Consider the following 19,503-nt stretch of genomic DNA (forward strand, 5'->3'; position numbering starts at 1 on the left):
ACGGTCGCGCCGGCGGCCCCCGGTGTCTTGAGTACTGCTACTCAAGAACGATTGCGATTCAGACGGCGAGGCGGATCCTGGACGTCCAGGCCGATCAAATCCGGCCGCTTCTCAAGAGAGCCCCAGTCCAGAACCTCACGGAGCTTCCGAGTCAGATTTTCCGCATCCACCTGCGCTTCACTCAGGTTCACTTCGACGGGCGCCGAGATCTCAAGAATCTCCGCATCCTCAGCGGAGAATTCCAGCGTGAGCACCATTTCGGAGAGTCGCACACTGCGCAGGCAGCCGTATACGGTCAAACCTCGCTCAGTCGAAACGTTGTAGGAATCCATCCCCGCCCGGATTTCCTGCTCATCCGGTTCATACGTGGATCGCTGAAATGAGAACGATCTCGGGGCACCGGACTCGTCCACCCCGGCAACGCCTACTTCAAGGGTCTCTTCGTCCTCGTAGTCCTCGAAGAACCCGACCTCAGCAGCGGTCAATTTCATTGTCAATGATTCCGTCTTCCTGCCCTGCTTGGCGAACTGCGTCGCAGCGGGCAAACACCACGACGGCCCTCGCTCAGATCTCGTAGCCGTCCATCACGGTCGGCGCGACCGGGGACAGGTGCTCGTCGCCGCGTTCGGTGACCAGGCCGCGGGCCATCCGGTACACCTTGAACTCGTTGTCGTGCTCGGGATCCTGGTCGTCCCAGACGTGCAGGAGGCCGTACGAGCCGGGCGCGAGGTCGCCGACGCGGGTGAAGAGGTCCACCAGCTCGGGCGCGATCGCCGTGCCGTGTTTGTCCATGCCGCCCAGGTGCAGCACCGGCACCCCAGCCGTCCAGCGGAGGTCGAGCAGGTCGCCGTCGCCGAAGTCGCGGACGGCACGGTGCACCCGCTCGACGATGCGCTCCAGCAGCGCGGCGTCGTCGTCACCGGAAGGGCTCGCTTGGATGGTCACCCACCCGTGGTATTCGAACACCCGCCTGAGTTTAGGCAGGTCCGCCCACCATGGCGGCCGGTGCCCCGTTACGCCGCAGCGCGTTCTTGAAAACCTGTTCGCCGTGCTTTTCGAAGGCGGGCACGAGCTTCTCGCCGTAGACGCACAGCGTCCGTTCCCACGGGTGCCCGAGCGTGCCGAAGCGGAAGTCGTTCGCCAGGAACATGTGGTAGTCGGTGCGCGGGAACACCGGGACCGGCCACGGGTCGAGCGCGGCGTGCCGATGCGGGTAGAAGCGGTACGACTGATGCTGCCAGTGCAGCACCCAGACCCACTCGTCCTCGGCGACGCAGTCCTTCAGCGCCGAGAGGGCGACGCGGGCGACGTCGTTCTGCTCGACGGCGTACGGGCCGACGCGGAATTCGGCGGACGCGCGGTCGAGGCCGCCGGGCGCGAGATCCCACGCGACGGACGGGGCGGGCTCGCGGAAACCCGGCCAGGCGTGCGCGTAGGTGCTCGGCCAGAACGCGAGCTTGTCGTAGACCCAGTACCAGGCGGGCTCATCTGCGACCCTGGAGATGGCTTCCCAAGCGTTGTTCACGAGCGACCCTCGGTGGTTCGGCCGATTAAGACTGGGAAAGCTTCGTGTTCAGGGCCCAAGTTGTCCAGCTCGTGGGCATTCTCCGCGAAACTGTCACCTGATCAGGTGTCTTGCGCCGCCGCCCGAACCGTGAGAATGACGGTGCGTGAACGGCGAGCCCACCGAACGCGGGCTCGCCGTCGATCGATCATGCGGCCGCCTCCCAAAGGCTCATGAAGGCCGAAGCCTCACTCCGCACCCACGGCCGCACCTTGTCGCGATCACGCGGCGACAACGCGAACTCCTTCGACCGCCGGACGTCGACGACCAGCGGGCGCCCGCCCGGCCGCAACTCGTCCATGGTCTGCTCGAGCAGCCACAGCACCATCTGCGCCGCGTCCCGGCTCAACGGCTCCTCCTTGAAATAGAGCCAGGTCACGTAGACGGGGCCATCGCCCTTGCGCAGGCCGAGATGCGGATTGATACCCACTTCGAGCGAGCCGAGCCGCCATCGCGACCGGCCGACCTCGGCCAGCCGCAGGTCGCGCCGCCCGACGTAGCGCAGCCAGCCGTTGGCGATCTCGGTGTAGTGCGGCCGCGTGCGCTCGTCCGCGTTCTCGACCAGCGCCCGCAGTACCTCGCGATCCCGCCCGGAGATCCGTCCGGCACGGATCGCGTTCGCGGCGCGGAGGTAGAAGTTGAACCCGCCCCGGGCCGGGTCCTCGTACTGACGGCGCCACCGCCGGACGAACGAGGAACGCGAGGGACCCGAGCTCGTGCTGTACCCCACGAACGTGGGCAGGGTGATGTAGGCCATCCGTGTCTGCCTTTCGCCGCTGTTCCTGCTGTACAACGACCATTTTAGAACACATGTACGACAGAAAACGGGGCTTTACGGGTGACGCGGGGAAGGCGGCCAAGGTCCTTCCAGCAGCTCCGCCGACTCCTCGAGGATCGGCACCTCGCAGACGTCCCTCGGGGTGAGGTCGGTCGGGATCCAGTGCTCGAGCATCGCCGACCAGCGCGCGATCCCGCGCAACGCCTGGGGCGACCCGAGCAGCTCGCCGACCTCGCTGACCAGGGCACCGCCGGCCGCGGGCGAGAGCCTCCCTTGGACCATCGCGGTGAGCCAGCCGTGGATCAGCAGCCAGCGGGCGGCCGTCGGATCGGCGGGCAGTTCGAGCCCGAGCTCGTCGACGACCTGGCCGAAAGCCTTGTCGACGGCTTCTTCGGCTGTGGATTCGAGCCCGGCGAGCAACGGGAGGGACGGCGTGTCCAGCCCCGCGACGATCGCGTCCAGACCGGCCTCGACCAGGTGGGAGGTGCGGACGTCACGTCCGGCGAGCCTGCCGATGGCCAGCTCGCGCAACGCGCCGCGACACGCGTCGATTTCCGTCACCCGGCACTTCCCACGCCCGCCACCGTACCGCTGAAGGGGACTTTCACCTCGTCTCACGCGGTGAAGGGCGCTTTTACCGCGTGACATGCGAGGAAAGGCGCCTTCACCTCGCGCCAGATCAGTGCTGGACCAGGTCGTGAGTGGACGCAAGAATGAGGAAAGACCACATCAACCACCCATAAGGGTGCATGCAACACTGGCTGCCCACACCCGGCGGCAGGGGGCTGAATGAGCTGGCAAGACGAGCTTCGACTGCTGGACGTCGAGCTGGCCGCGGGTCGTATCGGGCACGCCGAGCACCGCCGGAAGCGCGACGAGCTACTGGCGGAGGCCTCCGGCGGGACGATGCCGTCGCCGGTGCCCTCGCCGCTGCGGCGCCCCGGCGGGACGTGGCACAGCACCAATCCCGCCGCGCGCCCCGTCGAGCCGCCCACGGTCACGGTCCCGCAGCCCCAGCCATACCAACAGACCCAGCCGGTGCACACGCCGCCGGTCGAGCAGAAGGCCGCCATCCCGCAGATCGCGGACCACAAGACCACCGCGCCTTCGCCCGCCGACATCAATCCGACGGTCTATCTGCGCGCCGAGCCGCCGCCGGTCAAGAGCAGGCCGCCGGCGCCCGAGCCGAACCGGCCGCTTCCGCCGCTGGCCCCCGAGCCCGGCCCGCGCCACTACGCGCCCGCGGAGGACTACGCGACCGTCGGCAAACGCAAGCCGACCTGGCTGTTCATCGGCGCGGGCGTGCTGGTCGTGCTGGCATTGATCATCGGCGGGACGTTGTGGCTGGGCTCGTCGCAGCCCTCGAATGTCGCCGAGCAGCCGAGCGTGGCCCAGCCGCCGGGCGATCTCACGCCGTCGGGCAAGCCCGACAGTGCCCAGACGCCGTTGGAAGACCGGCTGCCCGCGCTGCCGGGGACACCGTCGAAGGACAACTCGACGATGTCGGTCGCGAAGGGCGTCGAGCTCAACTTCTACTCGAAGGCCGCGGGCGACTACCTCGCGTCGAAGAATGTCGCGTCTGTCACCTACAAGGGTTCGAACGAGGGTACGAACAGTTACCTCGTCCTGGTGATCCCGGCGAACGACGCGAAGGACGCGGCCGCGATCGTCAAGTACTTCCGGGAGAACTCGATCAACGCCGGGCTGCGCGAGCAGCGCGTCGGCGACCGGCTCGCCCTCGTCGGCGCGAACAAGAACGGCCAGCTCAGCGGGATCGGCTACGTCTCCGGGACGATGGCGGTCACGACTTGGGTCTCGCAGCCGCTCGGCGGCGACCCGCAGGCGCTCGACACCCGTCTGGAGCAGACGCTGACCTCGTTGGACACCGTTCTGCCGGCGAGCTGAGAAGCGCAGGTCGCGGGGAGATCACGATTCGACCCGCGAGGGCGCATCGACTCCGGGCAGTGCAGAATGTGCGAGGTCACCGCAGTGGTGGTATCGCGACGGCCGGGAGCATTCCTCCCGCCGGAAATTCGGATAAGGGGGCCGGTGGTGTCCTGGCAGGAAGAGCTGCGCAATCTGGACGAAGAGCTCGCATCTGGACGGCTCTCCGCGGACGATTACCGGCTCCGCCGTGACCAGGTGCTGTCCTCGGCGGTCGCGTATGGCGACCCCGCCCAGCAACCGGTCCAGCAGCCCGGTCAGCAGCCGCAGCAGCCTTTCCAGCAGCAGCAGCCGCCGCCCGCTCCGCAACAGCAGCAGGCGCCGCAGCAGCAGCCCGGCCAGCCCAGCGCCGACTCGACGCAGATCATCGCGCCGGTGAACCAGCCGCAGGGCGGTGAGGGCGAGCGCACGCAGGTCGTCCCGAACTGGCAGCAACAGCAGCAGGCGGATCCGAACCGCACCCAGGTCGTGCCGCCGGTGGCGTCGCCGCCGGGCGGTTTCCCGCAGCAGGGCCAGGCGTCCCCGGCCGGTGGCTTCCCCCAGCAGGGCCAGGCCTCGCCCGCGGGCGGCTTCGCGCAGCAGCACCAGGGCTATCAGCAGCAACAGCCGCAGCAGCAGGGCTGGACCGACAACGACGCCAGCCCGCCGTGGGGTGGCTCGGACTTCCCGCCGATCTCGCCGGTCGGCAGCACGGAATGGGTCAAGCAGGGCCCCGAGCTGTTCGAGGACAAGCCCAAGGGCAAGGGCGGCAAGATCGCGATCATCGCGATCGTCGCCGTCCTGGTGCTCGCCGGTCTGGGCGTCGGTGGCTACTTCGCGTTCAAGGGCGGCGGCGACACCCCGCCGGACCCGACGGCCGCGCCGCAGTCGTCCCAGGCGCAGCCCGCCCCGCCGTCGTCGACCAAGCCGAAGACGCCCGAAGAGCTGCTCTTCGAGAAGATCCCGGAGCAGTCCGGTGAAGAGGACGCGAAGAGCGGCGCGATCCCCGCGGCCCAGCTCGCCGAGATCGCCGGGCTGGAGAAGGGCGAGGCTGATCTGGTCATCGCCGCCGGCGTGAAGCAGGTCGCGTACCGCGGCTCGCAGAAGCAGCCGGACGAGACCGGCCCGCAGCCGGCGAAGATCTCGGTCACCGTCATCCCGCTGACCAGCCCCGGCGCCGCCGGTGACCTGGTCAAGCAGCTGCGCCAGTACCAGACGAGCAACGGGTTCGTGCAGATCACCGAGCCGCTGCCGGGCATGCCGCCGAAGCTGAACTTCCAGAAGAAGATCGACGGCGACAAGGGCACCTACCGGGGCACGTGGATCAGCGGCAACAACATCGTGCGCGTCGACATCCTGCAGAACCCGCTCGGCGGGGAAGAGGGCGAGAAGGCGTTGAGCGGCACGTACCAGCGTGCGGTGAAGAAGACGCTGGAAAACTACTCCGTCACCAGCTGATCCATGCCCGCGGAGACGGCACGGCTGCTCACCACCCTGCTCTCCCTGGCCGAGGACACCGGTTCGCTGTCCGACGAGCTGCACTTCGCCGGCTGGGACGCCGCCGAGCGCGTCCCGCTCGACCACGGCGCCGCGAACGTCCTCCGGGCGCTCGTGCTGCCGAAGGCGGCGAAGGTCCTGGAGGTCGGCGCCGGTTTCGGTGGCCTGACCAGGTATTTGGGCGAGGTCTCGGCGACGGTGCACGCCGTCGAGGCCGACCCGGTCCGTGCCGCCGCGGTGCGGGCCCGCACCCGTGACCTCGGCACGGTCTCGGTGCATGACCGGCCGCCGTCCGACGGCTACGACCTCGTCGTGATCCAGCAGCCGTACGCGACGCGGGGTTCGCTGGAGTCGGTTCGCGAGCGGTTGTCGCCGATGGGCGCCGTCGTGGTTCTGACGTCTTCTCGCGCAGTAACCGGGACGCTCGCGGCGGCCGGCCTCGAAGTCCAGCGTGAGCTGCTCTGTTCTCCTGGGCACGAGGTCGCCCGCGCGGTACGGAGCGAGCGGATCGACAGCGAACTGCCGCGGCTGGCCGCGGCGATCACCGGTGGTCCCGCGAACGGGCTCGCCCTGCTCTGCGGCCCCGGCGCCGCCGCGCTCTGGCCCGCGTTCCGGCTCGCGACCTACTTCAACACCGCCGAGCGCGCCGCGTTCGCGTGTACGCGCGCCGACGTCGTGCGCACCGGGGAGGGTGCCGAAGTCCGCCGCGTGCCGCTGGTGCCGTCGCCGCCGGTGGCCGGGATCTCGGTCGGACCGTGCACGGACAAGGTGTACGACGCCCCGACGATGGTCGAAGTCCTGCTCGACGAGCCGGAGCGGGTCGCGGAGCTGCTCACCGGCTGGCGGGATCTCGTCCGTGCGGAGGCCGCGCGCGGGGTCGAGGCGCTGTGGGATCTGGTGCCGCACAACGTCCTCGTCGACGGTGCGGTGCTGCGCCCGATCGACCTCGAGTGGCGGCACGAGGGTGCCGGGGTGCCCGAAGTGATCGAGCGCGGGGTGCTGGTGCTCGCCGACAAGCTCACCGACGCGGGCTGGTCCGCGGCGGCGGGTGACGGCTCGATGCGCGATCTGGCGGGCTGGCTCGGCGTGCTGATCGGTCTCCATCCCTCCTTTGTGGACGGTGCGCTGGAGCGAGAGGTGGCCTTCTCCACGATCGGCTCGTGCGGCACCGCGCACGGCACGGACGAGGTACGCGCGGCGATCGCCGGGATTTGGCGAAAGCGCCTGGCGCGAACTGTCCACGAGTACCGTTCAACGAAGGTCGGCGCCGGTGTGGCGGCGAACGAAGACGAGGTAGCGAAGCGATGACGAGCCTGCATACCGCCGGCGTTCTCACCCCGGACCGGCCGGTCGGGCACCTGTTCGAGCTCCGGGGCTGGACGACCGGGATCAGCCGGATCGGCGAGATGTCCGTGACCATCGCGGACGTCGAGGCGAACCTGTATCCCGAGCCGTGCCCGGGCGCGCCCGAAGGCACCTTCGGCTGGCGTGCCGTCCCGGCCACCTTCGTGCCCGCGGGCGTTCAGGACGTCGTCGTCACCGGTCCGGACGAGCAGGTGCTGAACCAGGCGACCGTCCACGTCGGAACGCTGCCGGGTGAAGAACCGCTGTGGCTGGGTGAACTCGAAGCACCGAAGCAGGGCAAGGTCACCGAAGGTCACGTCGTCTACGTGACGGGATGGGCGCTGCTGCAGGGGCGGGCACCCAACCTGATCGAGGTCATGGTCGAGGGCGGCGGCACGGTCAGCGCGCGCACCCGGCTGCCGCGCAAGGACGTGCCCAAGGAGTTCCCCGGCTTCGACGACGCCGCCGTGAGCGGCTTCGAGGCCTGGGTGCCCATCGACCTCCCGTACGGCGAAGAGCGGACGCTGTCGCTTCGCGTCCGGTACCGCACCGAAGGCGTCGGCGAGGTCGTGTCGGCGAAGCGCACCTTCACGCTTCGCAACCCCGTCGCGGACCTGGACGACGCCGAACTCGCCGATGAACTGGCGGGCGACACCGCCCGCGCGATGGCACGGGTGAACATCCCGACCGACCCGAAGCACGTGCTGGTGTTCACGCACAGCCTCGGCGTCGGCGGCGGGCAGCTGTGGCTGCAGGAACTGCTGAGCCGGATGGTGACCGACCACGGGTGGCAGGTCAGCCTGGTCAGTGAGACCGACGGCCCGCTGCGCGCGGACTGCCACGAACTCGGCATCCCCGTGCACGTCACCACGCATTACCGGAACCAGACGGTGCCCGCATATGAAGGACATGTCGCCGAGCTGGCGCGCTTCGCGAAGTGCTCCGGAGCGGGCGTCGCACTCGTCAACACTCTCGGCGGCTTCGTCGGCGCCGACGCGGCGAAGCGTGCCGGGATGCCGACGGCGTGGGTCATCCACGAAAGCTTCTCGCTGCCCGCGTTCGCCTACCAGAACTGGGGCCCGGTGAAACCGCCCGCCGCGGTCTGGCAGCGCTGGGAAAGCACCCTCGCCGAGGTCGACAAGCTGCTGTTCGTCGCGGACGCGACACGTGAGATGTTCCTGCCGTACAGCAAGCCGGAACGCTGCCGGACGGTCCGCTACGGCACGCCCATGCACAAGTTCGGCGGCCGGACGCGGTCGGAGACCCGGCACCAGGCGCGCAACATGCTCGGCTACTCGCCGGACGACATCGTGCTGGTCAACATCGGCATCGCGGAATCCCGCAAGGGGCAGGCCCCGCTGATCTCGGCGATGGAGCGGATCCACAAGATCCACCCCGAGGCGAAGCTGTCCATCGTCGGCCTGCACCCGTCGCCGTACGGGCTCGCGATGGAGGAATCGGTCAAGCGCGCGGGGCTGGAGAAGTCGGTCAGCCTGGTGCCGATCCAGCCGGATCCGCTGCGCTGGCTGCAGGCCGCGGACATCTTCGTGAACAGCTCCGACATCGAGTCGCTGCCGCGCTCGATCCTCGAAGCCGTCTGCTGTGGCGTCCCGGTCGCGGCGACCGACGTGTTCGGCGCGCGGGAGATGATCGTCGACGGCGAGACGGGCTGGCTGTTCGAGACCAACGACGTCGACGCGCTGACGGCGGCGCTGCTGCGCGCGCTGGGCACGTCGGCCACGCGCCGCCGCGAGATGGCCAAGGCCGCGTACGAGAAGCTGCTGCCGTGGCTCGACCCGGCGGGCTACGCGCGCGAGTACTCCGAAATCCTGACCGAACTGAGTGGGGGCGTTCATGTCTGACACCGACATTCCCGGCCGTGTCCAGGCCGAGCTGACCCGGCTCCGGGCCGAGCGGCAGGTTTTCACCGCCGAGCAGGACCGGCTGAAGGCGAAGCTGGCCGAAACCGAGCACGAACTGCGCGAGGCCACCGCCGCCGCGCCGGACGAAGGCGAGTCCGCCGCGTTGAACCAGAAGCTGGCCTCGCAGCAGGAAGAGCTCGACGTCGCGAAGGCGCGCCTTCAGGCGCTGGAGGCCGAGGTCCTGCTCGCCCACCAGCAGCGTGACTCGCTGCGCGCGGAGCTGAAGACCTGCCGCGAGGAGCGGGACAAGCTGCGGCTCGCGCTGCTCGACGCCGAGCTCGTGGTGTCGGCGGGTGTCGTCGACGCGGACATCCTGCCCGGCGGCGAACCGTCGGCCGACCGGCAGCGGCTGCTCAACGCCGAACGGCTCGCCGCCGAGATGGCCAGGGAACTCGACGCCACGCGCCGCACCGTCAGCTGGCGGGTCACCGCTCCGCTGCGCGTCGTGCGGAAGAAGATGGACCGGCCGTGACCGAACTCTGCTTCGTCTCCGCCGAGGGCGGTTCCGCCTTCATGGAGGAGCTCCTGGAGGTGGTCGCCGACGCCGTGCGCACCGCCGGTGGCAAGGCCAGGACCGCGATCGGCACGTACCCCGAGGCCGACAGCGACACCGTGTACGTCGTCGTCCCCCACGAGTACTTCGTGACCATCCCGGACGCCGACTTCCCGACCGCCGCGCAGTGCCGCCGCACCATCGGGTTCTGCGTCGAGCACCCCGGAACGGCGACCTTCGAACGCAACGCCGAACTGCTGTCCATCCTGGGCGGCGCCGTCGACATCAACACCGATTCGACCGCCGAGCTGCGGCGGCGCGGGATCGGCGTCGAGCATTTCCAGCTCGGCTACAGCCCGCTGTGGGATCTGTGGGGCGGAGACCTCGACAGCCCGCGCGACCTCGACGTCACCTATCTCGGCACGGCCGAACGGCGTCGTTCGGTGCTGCTCGGCTCGTACGCGCGGGACCTCGCCGGCCTGCGGACGCGGCTGCTGACCCCGCCGCACGAGCCGATGACCGCCGCCCGCGTCGACTTCCTGCCCGGCAAGGCGAAGTTCGAGCACCTCGCGCGGTCGCGGTTCCTGCTGAACCTGCACCGCGAGCGGAAGCAGACCCTGGAGTGGGTGCGCACGCTCGAAGCGATGACCAACGGCTGCGTGGTGGTCAGCGAGACGTCCGTGGACGTCGAACCGCTGGTCCCCGGCGAGCACCTGGTCCTCGCGCGGCCGGAGGCGCTGGGCTCGGTCGTCGCCGCGCTCGCCGACGAGCCGGAACGGGAACGGCATCTGCGTTCGGCCGCCTACGGTTTCGTGAAGTCGCTGGACATGACGGCGTCCGCGCGGCGGCTGATCGAGCTGGCGTCCTCGCTGGGCTCGGCGCCCGCCGCGGACATCGCCCCGGCGCGGGCGCTGGCGACGAGCCTGCGGAACCCGGAGGACGCGCTGGCGATCGACACCCCGTCGTTCGACGCGCGGTTCGCGGGCGACCGGTCCGCCGCCGGACCGGCTTCGGCACGCGGGACGGCGTTGTCGGCACGGATCGCGCAGCGCACGGCGGGGGCCCGGCGGGTCGCCACGCGTAGCTGGGAGCCGGCCGCGGCTTCGACGGCGGGCACCGCCGACGTCGACGTGCTGATCGTGCGCCGGACCGGCGAGGTCGACCCGGACGATCTCGCGAACGACCTGCTCACGGGCAGCGTGACCCCGCGGAAGGTGCTGGTCGGCGAGGACGGCGTGCACCCGTGGCCGCGCCCACGCCCGTACGACGTCCTGCTCCACGACACCCCGCTCGGCCGCGGGCTCACCCGGAACTCGCTGTTGGAGCGTTCGACGGCGTCGTGGCTGCTGGTGCTCGACGGCGGGATGCGGGCTTCGGAATTCCTGCTGGAGCGGCTGCTGGCCGTTTCGGAGGGTGCCGACGTCGTGCACTGCCCGGTCGCGGACCCGGTGGACGGCCTGGTCGGTGCTCTGCCGCCGGAGGAGCGGCGCCTGCGGACGCTGCCGTATCTCGGCAGCGGCTATCTGGTGCGGCGGTCGCTGGTCGACGAGTTCGGCGGGTGGAACACCGAGGTGCTGTTCGAAGGCCTGGAGGATCACCTGTTCTGGCGGCGGGTGGCCGCGGCGGCCCGGCCGACGACGCTGGTGCAGCAGGTGCTGCTGCGGCGGCTGCGTCCGGATCCGGACTCGCGGCCGATGGACCTCGATCCGCATCGGGTGTGGGCGGCCGTCGGCGCTCTGTAGCCAGGTAGTGGGCGTGGCGTTGGTCCGAAAGTGTGAGTTGGGCCGTGTCGGTGAACGTCCTCCCCCGGTGACGCGCCTTATGGGCAGAGCATCTGACGAGTTCGGATGCCGGCCGAGAAGGAGCAGCCATGGCCTGGGAAATAGCCCTGGTCGCCGCGCTGGCCGTCGTGTTCGTCATACGGCTCGCGCTTCAGCTGAGGCGCAGTTGACCCGATCTTGCGCACCCCGCGGCGCATGAAGGAGATGAACGGGGCTTTCCTCGCGGAGCACTCGAGGGAAGCCCCGTTCACCCCATCGCGATCCGCGGTATCCGCAGCTGCGGGATCCGCCGTCGCGCGGACGGGACCGGGGTGAGCGGCGGCCCGTCCTCACGCAAACGCTTCTTCAAGTGGATCGTCTTGTAGCCGGTGCTCAGATACCCCTCGTTCTTCAGTTTCGCCATCTCGGCGTTGACCGACGCGGGCGAGGCACCGATCGCCGAGGCGATGTCCGCGTGGTTCAGCCCCACGTCGATCACGACACCGCCTTCACCGGGAACCCCGTAGAGCGCCTGCATCCTGGTCAGGAACGCGGTCAGCCTGCTCCGGACCTTGGCGGTCGCGAACCCCAGCGCGACGTTCCGCAGGCGCAGCCGGACGGCCAGGTCCGCGGTGATCAGGGCCATCACCTCGTGATCGTCGTCGAGAAGGCCGTGAAAGGCGTTCCGCGGGATCTCCAGCACGCGGACCGGTTTCGTGGCGATGTAGGAGAGATGGCTCGGCCGTCCGGCCAGGCAGTCTTCGACGCCGAGCACGTCACCGGCACCGAGCAGGTCCACGATCATCGGCGGCGAGCCGCCTTGCGCCGCGCGCAGCGCCTTCACGAAGCCGGACCGCGGGATCAGCACCGGGGGCGCCGGGTCGCCCTGGTGGAGCAGTGTCGTGCCCGCCGCGTGATCGACGTGTTTGCCGAGGTCGAGCAGCCGGCGGCGCTGCCGTTCGGTGACCGCGGCCAGGAAGTCCCCGCTCATCAGCCGACCACCGCCGCGACCGGCCCGATGACCTTCTTGGCCGGCAGCGACCGGGTGAGGATCGCGGCGAGAAGGACGCCCGCGGTGACCACCAGAAGCGGGTCAGGTGTCTTTGCCGTCAATAGTGACTCCCAGTGAGAGAAAAAGGTGAATCGATTTCTTGCCCGGCCGGGTGAGAATCACGTCCGGTAGGTGAAATCCGCCTTGCCGTTCAGCCGGAGACTAATGCTCAGAGCCATTGCGACAAAGCAACACCGAGCGAGCAGAACCCGTCCAGGGAGCGATTTCGCGACGGAAAGTGACCGTTGTTCCGTTCGGCGTCCGGCGAAAAGATCACGCACCGTGCACGATCACCGGGGCGAAATCCCGCGCGATACTTCTGGACTCACGAGGAAATCAGGATTAGCCGTACCCCTGTCTGATTTCGAGTAAGCGACCGGAACCCCCGCCGGACTCCTGGTGGACACGGAGAAGAGGCACGAGTGGCGGTTATGCACGTGCAGATGCACGTCCCAACCAAGAGCCTGCGACGAGCCCGCCAGGCAGCGAATTAACGGAGTGTCAGCGATATGTCGCACTTGACGACTCCGCGTCACCGGCGGAGGTTTTTCGGCAATCTCAGCATTTTGGGGGAACTTCACCCCGGCGAGGGCTGACCAGACCCGATTCGTAGGCGAGCACCACCAGCTGTGCCCGGTCGCGCGCCCCGATCTTGGTCATGATGCGGCTGACGTGCGTGCGCGCGGTGGCCGTCGAGATCACCAGATGCGCCGCGATCTCGTCGTTCGACATCCCGCCGGCCACCAGGCCGAGGACCTCGCGTTCGCGATCGGTGATCTCGCGGACGGCACTCACGTCGATGCGGCGGTTCTCCGGGCGGTCGACGAACTCCGCGATCAGCCGCCGGGTCACGGTCGGCGCCAGCAGCGCCTCGCCCGCGGCCACCACCTTCAACGCCCGCAGCAGCTCCACCGGATCGGTGTCCTTCAGCAGGAACCCGCTCGCGCCGGCGCGCAACGCCTCGTAGACGTACTCGTCGACGTCGAAAGTGGTCAGTACCAGGACCTTCACCCCGGCCAGCTCGGGATTCGCGGTGATCCGCCGCGTCGCTTCGAGCCCGTCGACCCCGGGCATCCGGATGTCCATCACGACGATGTCCGGCCGGTGCTCGACGGCGGCCGCGACCGCCTGCTCGCCGTCGCCCGCCTCGGCACAGACCTCGAAGCCGTCTTCGGTCTCCAGCAGCACCCGGAAACCGGCGCGGACCAGCACCTGGTCGTCGGCGAGAACCACCCGGATCGTCATTCTTCCCCCTTGATGGGCAGGTCCACGCGAACCTGGAAGCCGCCGTTCACCACCGACGTCGTGAGCGCGCCGCCCAATGCGGCCGCCCGTTCGGACATCCCGCGCAGCCCGTGCCCTGGCGCGGGTTCGACGGCGCCATGGCCATCGTCGCGGACGAGCAGCGTCAGCGCACCGGTTTTCCGCTCGAACCTGACGTCGACACCCCGCGCCTGGTTCGCGTGGCGGACCACGTTCGTCAGCGACTCCTGCAGGATCCGGTACGCGGCGCCGTCCACCGGGGCGGGCAGCTCCCCCGGCTCGCCGTCGACGCGGACCTCCAGCCCGGCCGCGCGGGCGTGCTCGAACAGCTCGTCGGCCTGGGCGAGGCTCGGCGCGGGCGCCTTGTCCTCCCCGGACCGCAGCACGGCCAACGTCGCGCGAAGGTCCTTCAACGCCGAAGCGCTCGCTTCCTTGATGTTCAGCAACGCCTCTTTCGCCTGCTCAGGACGTCTGTCGGCGACGTGCGCGGCGACGCCCGCCTGGACGTTGATCATCGCGAGGCTGTGCGCCACGACGTCGTGCACCTCGCGGGCGATGGTGAGCCGCTCCTGCTCGGCCATGCGGTGCCGGTGCTCGTCGGCCTGCTCGCGGCGGGCCCGCGCGGCGGCCATCCCGTTGCGCACCGCCGTCCCGATCCCGACGACCGCGATCACCCAGACCAGCCCCAGACCGGCCCGCAGATCGAAACCCGCCAGCCCGTGCCGGGCGAACAACGCGATCCCCGAGGCCGCCAAGAGCGCACCGCCGGCGCCACCGGCGACGATCGGCCCGCGGATCTTGGTGAGCAGGAAGAGCGCGATGGTCGGCAGCACGATCGCCGGACCGCCCGGGTTGCCGGAGGTGTAGTAGCCGAGCGTCAGCGCGGAGGTGAGCAGGAAGATCGTCATCGGGAAGCGGTGGACGATCAGCAGCGGCACCGCGATGGCGACCAGCCACAGCACCCCGGACGAGGTCAGCTGCGGTCCGCCCGGCTGCCAGCGCGAGGCGCCGCTCGTCGCGCCGAGCACGAATCCCAGCGGCAGCACCACGCGCAGCACGCGGCCCACCCAGAGACTCCACGGATAACGTTCCTTCAGCAGCACAGGACGAAAGCTACCCGGGGCGGGGGCGGATCGCGTCCGTTGAAAAGCGGCTTCCCGGCTACGCCGCGTGCGGTAGCCGCCGCAGGACCGAGGTCATCATCAGCACCCCGCCGGCTACCTGCACGGCGAGCACCGCCGCGTGATCGGCGGATCCCATGGTGAGTGCGCTGAACAGACCCCACGCCCCGGTGCCCGCCATCGCCCCGGCACCGGTCCACACCAGCACCAGCCGCGGCCAGAACCGCCCGCGCGAAACGTTCGCCAGCGCGAGTGCGGCGAGGACGGCGAGCGCCGCGATCACGAGGTCCTGGCCACGAGCGGCGATGCCGCCGGGGCCGAACGCCCAGATCGAGTGGCCGGCCGCGCAGACGAGCGCGGCGACGATACCGAGCACTCCCGCCACACCGATGGTCCCCGGCTTCACGGTGCCGGTGACGACGAACCACCAGCGGTCACGGGCGTAGAGCACGAACGCGGTCAGCAGCAGGATGCCCTGCCAGGCGAATCCGCCGTAGACGACGGCCCAGACCCAGTTCTCCAGCGGCAGTTCGGCCAGTCGCGCGGTCGACAGGTCGGCGACGATCACCGGGAGGTCCAGCACGATCGGCGCGAGCAGCCCGGTGCCGATCCAGATCGGGAACAGGACGAGCGGCGCGGGGATCCGGCGGCCCCAGGAGTAGGTGAACGCCAGCGCGAGGATCACCGCGACGACGTCCATCCCGCCGGTGACCAGGTTCGCGAACATCATCAGGTCGGAGTCCACAAAGGACGGATCGCGGAGGCCGAGGCTTCCTCCGGTGACCCAGGACGCCTTCAACGTCAGGTACGGGAGCGTGCCGAGGATCGCCGCGTAGCAGACGATCAGGCGGGCGCTGGAGATCTTGGGTGGAGCCATCGCAACGGTCATGCATCCAGCGTCGGCGTTCCCGCCGCGGAAAGGCTCCCTCGCGAGCCTGGTCCGCCTCCCCCTTCAGAAGGAGCTGGGCAGTTTCGCCGCGGTCTCTTCGTCCGCCGGGGTCAGCGTCGCCAGGGAGATCTCGGAACGCCGCCCGAGGTACAGGTACGAGAATTCGAACCGCAGCAGGCCGGCGTCCGGGTGCAGGTAGCGCTTGAGCACGATCCGTTCGGTGGAGACGTCGTGTTCCTTCCACATCCGCTCGAAGAGGTCGGACTCCTGCCGCAGCCGCTTGACCAGGTTCTTCCACGCCGGTTCGGCGATGTGTTCCGCCATCGCGGCGCGGAAACCGGCGACCACCCGGGGCAGGTTGAGCTCCCAGTCCGGGAGCCTGCGGCGCCACTCGGGATTGGTCAGGCACTGGATCAGCGTGTTGCGCTCCTCGAACGGGATGTCGTCGAGGCCGCCCATCAGCCAGTCGTAAGCGCGGTTGTAGGCGAGGATGTCGCACCGCGCGTTGCGCACGCAGACCGGGAACGGCTCCAGTTTGCCCATCATCCGATGGATGTTCTGGCTGAGGAGCTTGCAGTCCTTCTCCAGCGGCGGTTCGGGCGCGCCGGCGAGGGTGAACAGGTGCGTGTGCTCGTGCGGGTCGAGCCGCAGGGTGCGGGAGATCGCGTCGAGCACCTGCTCGGACGCGTTGATGTCGCGGCCTTGTTCGAGCCACGTGTACCAGGTGACCCCGACCCCGGCCAGCTGCGCGACCTCCTCGCGGCGCAGCCCCGGCGTGCGGCGCCTGCCGCTGATCGGCAGGCCGACCTGGTCGGGGGTGATGCGCTCGCGACGGCTGCGGAGGAAGGCGGCCAGTTCGTGCCGTCGCACCTCGGCCACTCGCGAATCGGCGGTCATGGTCACCTCATCAGGTTCGCAAAGCTCGAAGCCGGTTACCAGGTAGTGGTGGTACCAGGATAAACACACTCCTGGTACCAGGTTCGCGATCGGCTGATCGTGGTACTCATGACTTCGACGCAAGTTCCGGCGACGCCCGCGCGCGTCACCGCCGGACCGGCCCTGACCTCGGCGGGCCTGGTCACCGTGCTGCTGGGGGCGGCACTTCCGCTCATCGACTTCTTCATCGTCAACATCGCCCTGCCCGCGATCGGTTCGGATCTCCGTACCTCTTCGGCCACCTTGGAACTGGTGGTCGCGGCCTACGGGATCGCCTACGCCGTCCTGCTCGTCGTCGGCGGACGGCTCGGCGACGCCTTCGGCCGCCGCAAGCTGTTCCTGATCGGGCTGGCGGCGTTCACGTTCACCTCCCTGCTCTGCGGGATCGCACCGACGGCGTTGACGCTGGTGCTGGCACGGGCCGCGCAGGGGGCGGCCGCCGCGCTGATGCTGCCGCAGGTGCTGTCGATCATCCAGGCGACGACGACCGGCGAACGCCGCTCCAAGGCACTGGGTCTCTACGGCGCGACGGCGGGGCTTTCGATGGTGTTAGGCCAGTTCCTCGGCGGGGCGCTGGTCGCCGCGGATCTGTGGGGTACCGGCTGGCGGCCGATCTTCCTGGTCAACGTGCCCGTCGGCATCGCCGGCCTGGTGGTCGCGCGGCGGCTGATCCCGGAGAGCCGCTCGCGGAACCCGATCGGCATCGACCGCCCCGGCACGGTCTTCCTGGCGATCGCGCTGGTGTCGCTGCTGCTCCCGCTGGCGGAGGGACCGGTGCTGGGCTGGCCACTGTGGACGATCGTGCTGCTCGTGGTGTTCCCGTTCGCCGCGGCCGGATTCGTCCACGTCGAGCGCCGGATGGAACGCCGGGGCGGTGTCCCGCTGCTGCCGCCGTCGGTGATGCGGATGCCGAGTGTGCGCCAAGGCCTGCTGGTCGGGGTGCCGTTCTTCATCGGGTTCAGCGCGTTCATGTTCGTGTTCGCGGTGACGCTGCAGGACGGCCTGCACCTGGGGCCGTTCGGTTCCGGCCTGGTGACGGCGCCGCTTTCGCTCGCGTTCTTCGCGATGTGCCTGGTCAGCAGCCGTCTGGCGACGCGGTTCGGCCAGCGGGTGGTGGCCGCCGGTCTCTCGGTGCAGCTGCTCGGGCTGCTGGTGCTGATCGGCACCGTGCTGCTGGAATGGCCTGATCTCGGAGTGCTCGACTTCGCGCCGGGGATGCTGCTGTGCGGTCTCGGCCAGGGGTTGGCGATGACGACGGTGTTCCGGATCGTCCTGTCGAAGGTGCCGCCGGAGATCGCCGGCGTCGGCAGCGGGATGCTGACGACGTCGCAGCAGGCAGCGATGGCATTGGGCGTGGCGACGCTGGGGACGTTGTTCGCGTCCGCCGGTGCCGGGCCGCTCGGCATGAAGGGCGCGTTCGTGCTGGTCATCGGCATTCAGGCGGTGCTGACGGTCGGCGTGATCACGGTGGCGCGACGGCTGCCGGATCCGCGAACCTGAGAAAGTTCGGTTTCACCCGTCGGAGTTCAGGCTCCCCGAGCGACGATGGGGATGTGACGGAACCACGGGTGCAACGGGACCCGGCCTTCGCGCTGCTTTCGCTGTACGAGGCGGCGTTGCCGGAGGTCTACGGGTACCTGCTGTCCCGGTGCGGTGATCGCACCCTCGCCGAGGAACTGACGTCGGAGACGTTCCTCGGCGCGGTGAGGGCCTGTCGCAAGGAGCTCGCACCGCCGGTGAGCACCGGGTGGCTGATCGGCGTCGCCCGGCACAAGCTCGCCGATCACTGGCGGCGCAAGGAACGTGAGGAACGCGGGCTGCGACTCGTCCACGAGGAGGACTACACCGATCCGTGGGACGAACGGCTGGACGCCCTTCTGGCGCGCGAGGTGCTCGCGTCGCTCGGGGCACATCACCAAGCCGCGTTGACGCTTCGCTACGTCGACGGCCTCCCGGTACCGGAGGTCGCCGATCATCTCGAACGCACGGTGCACGCCACAGAGGCGTTGCTCGTGCGGGCCCGCGCCGCGTTCCGGCGTGCTTACCAGGAGAAGGAGGGTCGCGATGCCTGATCCGTTCGATGCGCTTCGCGCGCCCTCGCAGCCTGTCGAGCCTGACCCGCTCTTCGCCGCCGAACTGCGCGACAACCTTCGTCGCGCCGTCCTGAACGGAGCCGAGATGACCGAAACACTCACCACCGAAGCCGAAGTCCGCTCTTTGACGCCGTACCTCGTGGTGACGGACGCCCGCGCCGCGCTCGACTTCTATGTCGAGGTGTTCGGGGCGCGGCGGCGGTCCGATCCGATCGTGATGGAGGACGGCCGCGTCGGGCACGCCGAACTGGCCATCGGGGACAGCGTGCTGATGTTCGCCGAGGAGTTCCCCGAACTGGGCATCGTCGTTGCGCCCGCCGGTGGCCCGCTGATCCGGGTCGAGGTCGCGGACGCGCACGCTTCGGCCGCACGGGCCGTGGAACGGGGCGCTGAGCTGCGACGTCCCGTCGCGGACGAAGGCCACGGGCTGAGCGGGGAGATCAAGGACCCGTACGGCCAGCGGTGGCTTGTCGCGCAAGCGGCGCCCCGGCCGGCTTCCGGCGCTGCGCCGATCCGGCATGGCGAAGCGGGCTACTTCACCTTCCAGGTCCCGGACGACGAACGCGCGAAGGCGTTCTACGGCGCCGTTCTGGGCTGGCAGTTCTCGCCGGGACGGGTCGAAGGAGGTTGGGGGGTCGAAGGTTCCGGCCTGCAGGGCGGACTCTGGGGTGGCCCGGGACGGCAGGTGGGCTGGAAGGTCATGTACGCCGTCGACGATCTCGCCGCCGCCCTCGACCGCGTCCGGGCACAGGGCGGCCAGGCAGGCGAAACCGAACAGCAGCCCTACGGCCTGAGTGCCGAGTGCGTGGACAACCAGGGCATCGAATTCTGGCTCTGGGAACAGCCGCGCCCTTGACCTCGTGAGTGGC

The 19,503-nt window shown here is 69.6% G+C and carries 20 protein-coding genes; 9 read left to right on the plus strand and 11 right to left on the minus strand.

Annotation, left to right across the window (positions count from 1 at the left end; translation table 11 throughout):
* Positions 1–41: 41 nt before the first annotated feature.
* The 5 genes from MJQ72_RS41195 to MJQ72_RS41215 form a co-directional block, all read right to left on the minus strand.
* Positions 42–491, minus strand: coding sequence for an Imm10 family immunity protein (locus MJQ72_RS41195; RefSeq protein WP_240596271.1), 450 nt, complete (start codon positions 489–491; stop codon positions 42–44).
* A 73-nt stretch (positions 492–564) separates the two neighbouring features.
* Positions 565–966: an immunity 7 family protein gene (locus MJQ72_RS41200; RefSeq protein WP_240596272.1), complete on the minus strand. Its 402-nt coding sequence runs from the start codon at positions 964–966 to the stop codon at positions 565–567.
* Between the two features lie 10 nt (positions 967–976).
* Positions 977–1,525 carry a DUF2716 domain-containing protein gene (locus MJQ72_RS41205; RefSeq protein ID WP_240596273.1) on the minus strand — a complete coding sequence of 183 codons (549 nt, stop codon included), beginning with the start codon at positions 1,523–1,525 and terminating at the stop codon, positions 977–979.
* Positions 1,526–1,712: 187 nt separating this feature from the next.
* Complete coding sequence (locus tag MJQ72_RS41210) at positions 1,713–2,321, minus strand: hypothetical protein (protein WP_007030508.1); 609 nt, start codon at positions 2,319–2,321, stop codon at positions 1,713–1,715.
* Positions 2,322–2,396: 75 nt separating this feature from the next.
* Positions 2,397–2,903 carry a hypothetical protein gene (locus MJQ72_RS41215; protein WP_240596274.1) on the minus strand — a complete coding sequence of 169 codons (507 nt, stop codon included), beginning with the start codon at positions 2,901–2,903 and terminating at the stop codon, positions 2,397–2,399.
* A gap of 228 nt (positions 2,904–3,131) precedes the next feature.
* Here MJQ72_RS41215 and MJQ72_RS41220 point away from each other — a divergent pair, with 228 nt between their 5' ends.
* The 6 genes from MJQ72_RS41220 to MJQ72_RS41245 all read left to right on the plus strand — a co-directional run bounded on the left by MJQ72_RS41220 (position 3,132) and on the right by MJQ72_RS41245 (position 11,263).
* A complete protein-coding gene (locus MJQ72_RS41220) occupies positions 3,132–4,247 on the plus strand; it encodes a hypothetical protein (RefSeq protein ID WP_240596275.1) in 1,116 nt (371 codons plus the stop codon).
* Between the two features lie 144 nt (positions 4,248–4,391).
* Complete coding sequence (gene fliL / locus MJQ72_RS41225) at positions 4,392–5,723, plus strand: flagellar basal body-associated protein FliL (protein WP_240596276.1); 1,332 nt, start codon at positions 4,392–4,394, stop codon at positions 5,721–5,723.
* Positions 5,724–5,726: 3 nt separating this feature from the next.
* Positions 5,727–7,070, plus strand: coding sequence for a methyltransferase (locus tag MJQ72_RS41230; protein WP_240596277.1), 1,344 nt, complete (start codon positions 5,727–5,729; stop codon positions 7,068–7,070).
* On the plus strand, positions 7,067–8,968 hold the full coding sequence (locus MJQ72_RS41235; protein WP_240596278.1) for a glycosyltransferase family 4 protein: 1,902 nt from the start codon (positions 7,067–7,069) through the stop codon (positions 8,966–8,968). The genes MJQ72_RS41230 and MJQ72_RS41235 overlap by 4 nt, the downstream gene beginning before the upstream one ends.
* The gene (locus MJQ72_RS41240; protein WP_240596279.1) at positions 8,961–9,500 is read left to right on the plus strand and encodes a hypothetical protein; all 540 of its coding nucleotides are present in this window, start codon (positions 8,961–8,963) and stop codon (positions 9,498–9,500) included. Before MJQ72_RS41235 ends, MJQ72_RS41240 begins: the two co-directional genes overlap by 8 nt.
* On the plus strand, positions 9,497–11,263 hold the full coding sequence (locus MJQ72_RS41245; RefSeq protein ID WP_240596280.1) for a glycosyltransferase: 1,767 nt from the start codon (positions 9,497–9,499) through the stop codon (positions 11,261–11,263). Before MJQ72_RS41240 ends, MJQ72_RS41245 begins: the two co-directional genes overlap by 4 nt.
* A 286-nt stretch (positions 11,264–11,549) precedes the next feature.
* Here MJQ72_RS41245 and MJQ72_RS41250 read toward each other — a convergent pair whose 3' ends face one another.
* The 6 genes from MJQ72_RS41250 to MJQ72_RS41270 all read right to left on the minus strand — a co-directional run bounded on the left by MJQ72_RS41250 (position 11,550) and on the right by MJQ72_RS41270 (position 16,502).
* Positions 11,550–12,272, minus strand: a complete 723-nt coding sequence (locus MJQ72_RS41250; RefSeq protein ID WP_240596281.1) for a Crp/Fnr family transcriptional regulator — start codon at positions 12,270–12,272, stop codon at positions 11,550–11,552.
* Positions 12,272–12,394, minus strand: a complete 123-nt coding sequence (locus MJQ72_RS44730) for a hypothetical protein (protein WP_256464093.1) — start codon at positions 12,392–12,394, stop codon at positions 12,272–12,274. Before MJQ72_RS44730 ends, MJQ72_RS41250 begins: the two co-directional genes overlap by 1 nt.
* Before the next feature lie 496 nt (positions 12,395–12,890).
* Entirely contained in the window at positions 12,891–13,577 is a 687-nt protein-coding gene (locus MJQ72_RS41255) for a response regulator transcription factor (RefSeq protein ID WP_240596282.1), read from the minus strand.
* Entirely contained in the window at positions 13,574–14,698 is a 1,125-nt protein-coding gene (locus tag MJQ72_RS41260) for a sensor histidine kinase (RefSeq protein ID WP_240596283.1), read from the minus strand. Before MJQ72_RS41260 ends, MJQ72_RS41255 begins: the two co-directional genes overlap by 4 nt.
* Positions 14,699–14,756: 58 nt before the next feature.
* Positions 14,757–15,605 (minus strand): hypothetical protein, encoded by an 849-nt coding sequence (locus MJQ72_RS41265; RefSeq protein WP_240596284.1) that lies wholly within the window; start codon positions 15,603–15,605, stop codon positions 14,757–14,759.
* Between the two features lie 63 nt (positions 15,606–15,668).
* Positions 15,669–16,502, minus strand: a complete 834-nt coding sequence (locus tag MJQ72_RS41270; protein WP_240596285.1) for a helix-turn-helix transcriptional regulator — start codon at positions 16,500–16,502, stop codon at positions 15,669–15,671.
* Between the two features lie 108 nt (positions 16,503–16,610).
* On the opposite strand from MJQ72_RS41270, the gene MJQ72_RS41275 reads away from it, so the two are divergent.
* Genes MJQ72_RS41275 through MJQ72_RS41285 form a run of 3 tightly spaced genes read left to right on the plus strand, consistent with a single transcriptional unit; the run spans position 16,611 to position 19,490 of the window.
* The gene (locus MJQ72_RS41275; protein WP_240596286.1) at positions 16,611–18,041 is read left to right on the plus strand and encodes an MFS transporter; all 1,431 of its coding nucleotides are present in this window, start codon (positions 16,611–16,613) and stop codon (positions 18,039–18,041) included.
* 53 nt (positions 18,042–18,094) lie between these two features.
* Positions 18,095–18,613, plus strand: a complete 519-nt coding sequence (locus tag MJQ72_RS41280; protein WP_240596287.1) for an RNA polymerase sigma factor — start codon at positions 18,095–18,097, stop codon at positions 18,611–18,613.
* Positions 18,606–19,490, plus strand: coding sequence for a VOC family protein (locus MJQ72_RS41285; RefSeq protein ID WP_240596288.1), 885 nt, complete (start codon positions 18,606–18,608; stop codon positions 19,488–19,490). The genes MJQ72_RS41280 and MJQ72_RS41285 overlap by 8 nt, the downstream gene beginning before the upstream one ends.
* Positions 19,491–19,503: the final 13 nt, after the last annotated feature.

Origin of the sequence: Amycolatopsis sp. EV170708-02-1 (genome assembly GCF_022479115.1) — a bacterium.
Taxonomy (GTDB): Bacteria; Actinomycetota; Actinomycetes; order Mycobacteriales; family Pseudonocardiaceae; genus Amycolatopsis.

What these genes read in the sequence shown, in the direction of transcription:
- MJQ72_RS41275 (WP_240596286.1), top strand. Translation starts at nt 16,611, where the DNA reads ATGACTTCGACGCAAGTTCCGGCGACGCCCGCGCGCGTCACCGCCGGA.
- MJQ72_RS41265 (WP_240596284.1), bottom strand. Translation starts at nt 15,605, where the DNA reads ATGACCGTTGCGATGGCTCCACCCAAGATCTCCAGCGCCCGCCTGATC.
- MJQ72_RS41210 (WP_007030508.1), bottom strand. Translation starts at nt 2,321, where the DNA reads ATGGCCTACATCACCCTGCCCACGTTCGTGGGGTACAGCACGAGCTCG.
- MJQ72_RS41240 (WP_240596279.1), top strand. Translation starts at nt 8,961, where the DNA reads ATGTCTGACACCGACATTCCCGGCCGTGTCCAGGCCGAGCTGACCCGG.
- MJQ72_RS41230 (WP_240596277.1), top strand. Translation starts at nt 5,727, where the DNA reads ATGCCCGCGGAGACGGCACGGCTGCTCACCACCCTGCTCTCCCTGGCC.
- MJQ72_RS41285 (WP_240596288.1), top strand. Translation starts at nt 18,606, where the DNA reads ATGCCTGATCCGTTCGATGCGCTTCGCGCGCCCTCGCAGCCTGTCGAG.
- MJQ72_RS41195 (WP_240596271.1), bottom strand. Translation starts at nt 491, where the DNA reads ATGAAATTGACCGCTGCTGAGGTCGGGTTCTTCGAGGACTACGAGGAC.
- MJQ72_RS41270 (WP_240596285.1), bottom strand. Translation starts at nt 16,502, where the DNA reads ATGACCGCCGATTCGCGAGTGGCCGAGGTGCGACGGCACGAACTGGCC.
- MJQ72_RS41220 (WP_240596275.1), top strand. Translation starts at nt 3,132, where the DNA reads ATGAGCTGGCAAGACGAGCTTCGACTGCTGGACGTCGAGCTGGCCGCG.
- MJQ72_RS41250 (WP_240596281.1), bottom strand. Translation starts at nt 12,272, where the DNA reads ATGAGCGGGGACTTCCTGGCCGCGGTCACCGAACGGCAGCGCCGCCGG.
- MJQ72_RS41235 (WP_240596278.1), top strand. Translation starts at nt 7,067, where the DNA reads ATGACGAGCCTGCATACCGCCGGCGTTCTCACCCCGGACCGGCCGGTC.
- MJQ72_RS41255 (WP_240596282.1), bottom strand. Translation starts at nt 13,577, where the DNA reads ATGACGATCCGGGTGGTTCTCGCCGACGACCAGGTGCTGGTCCGCGCC.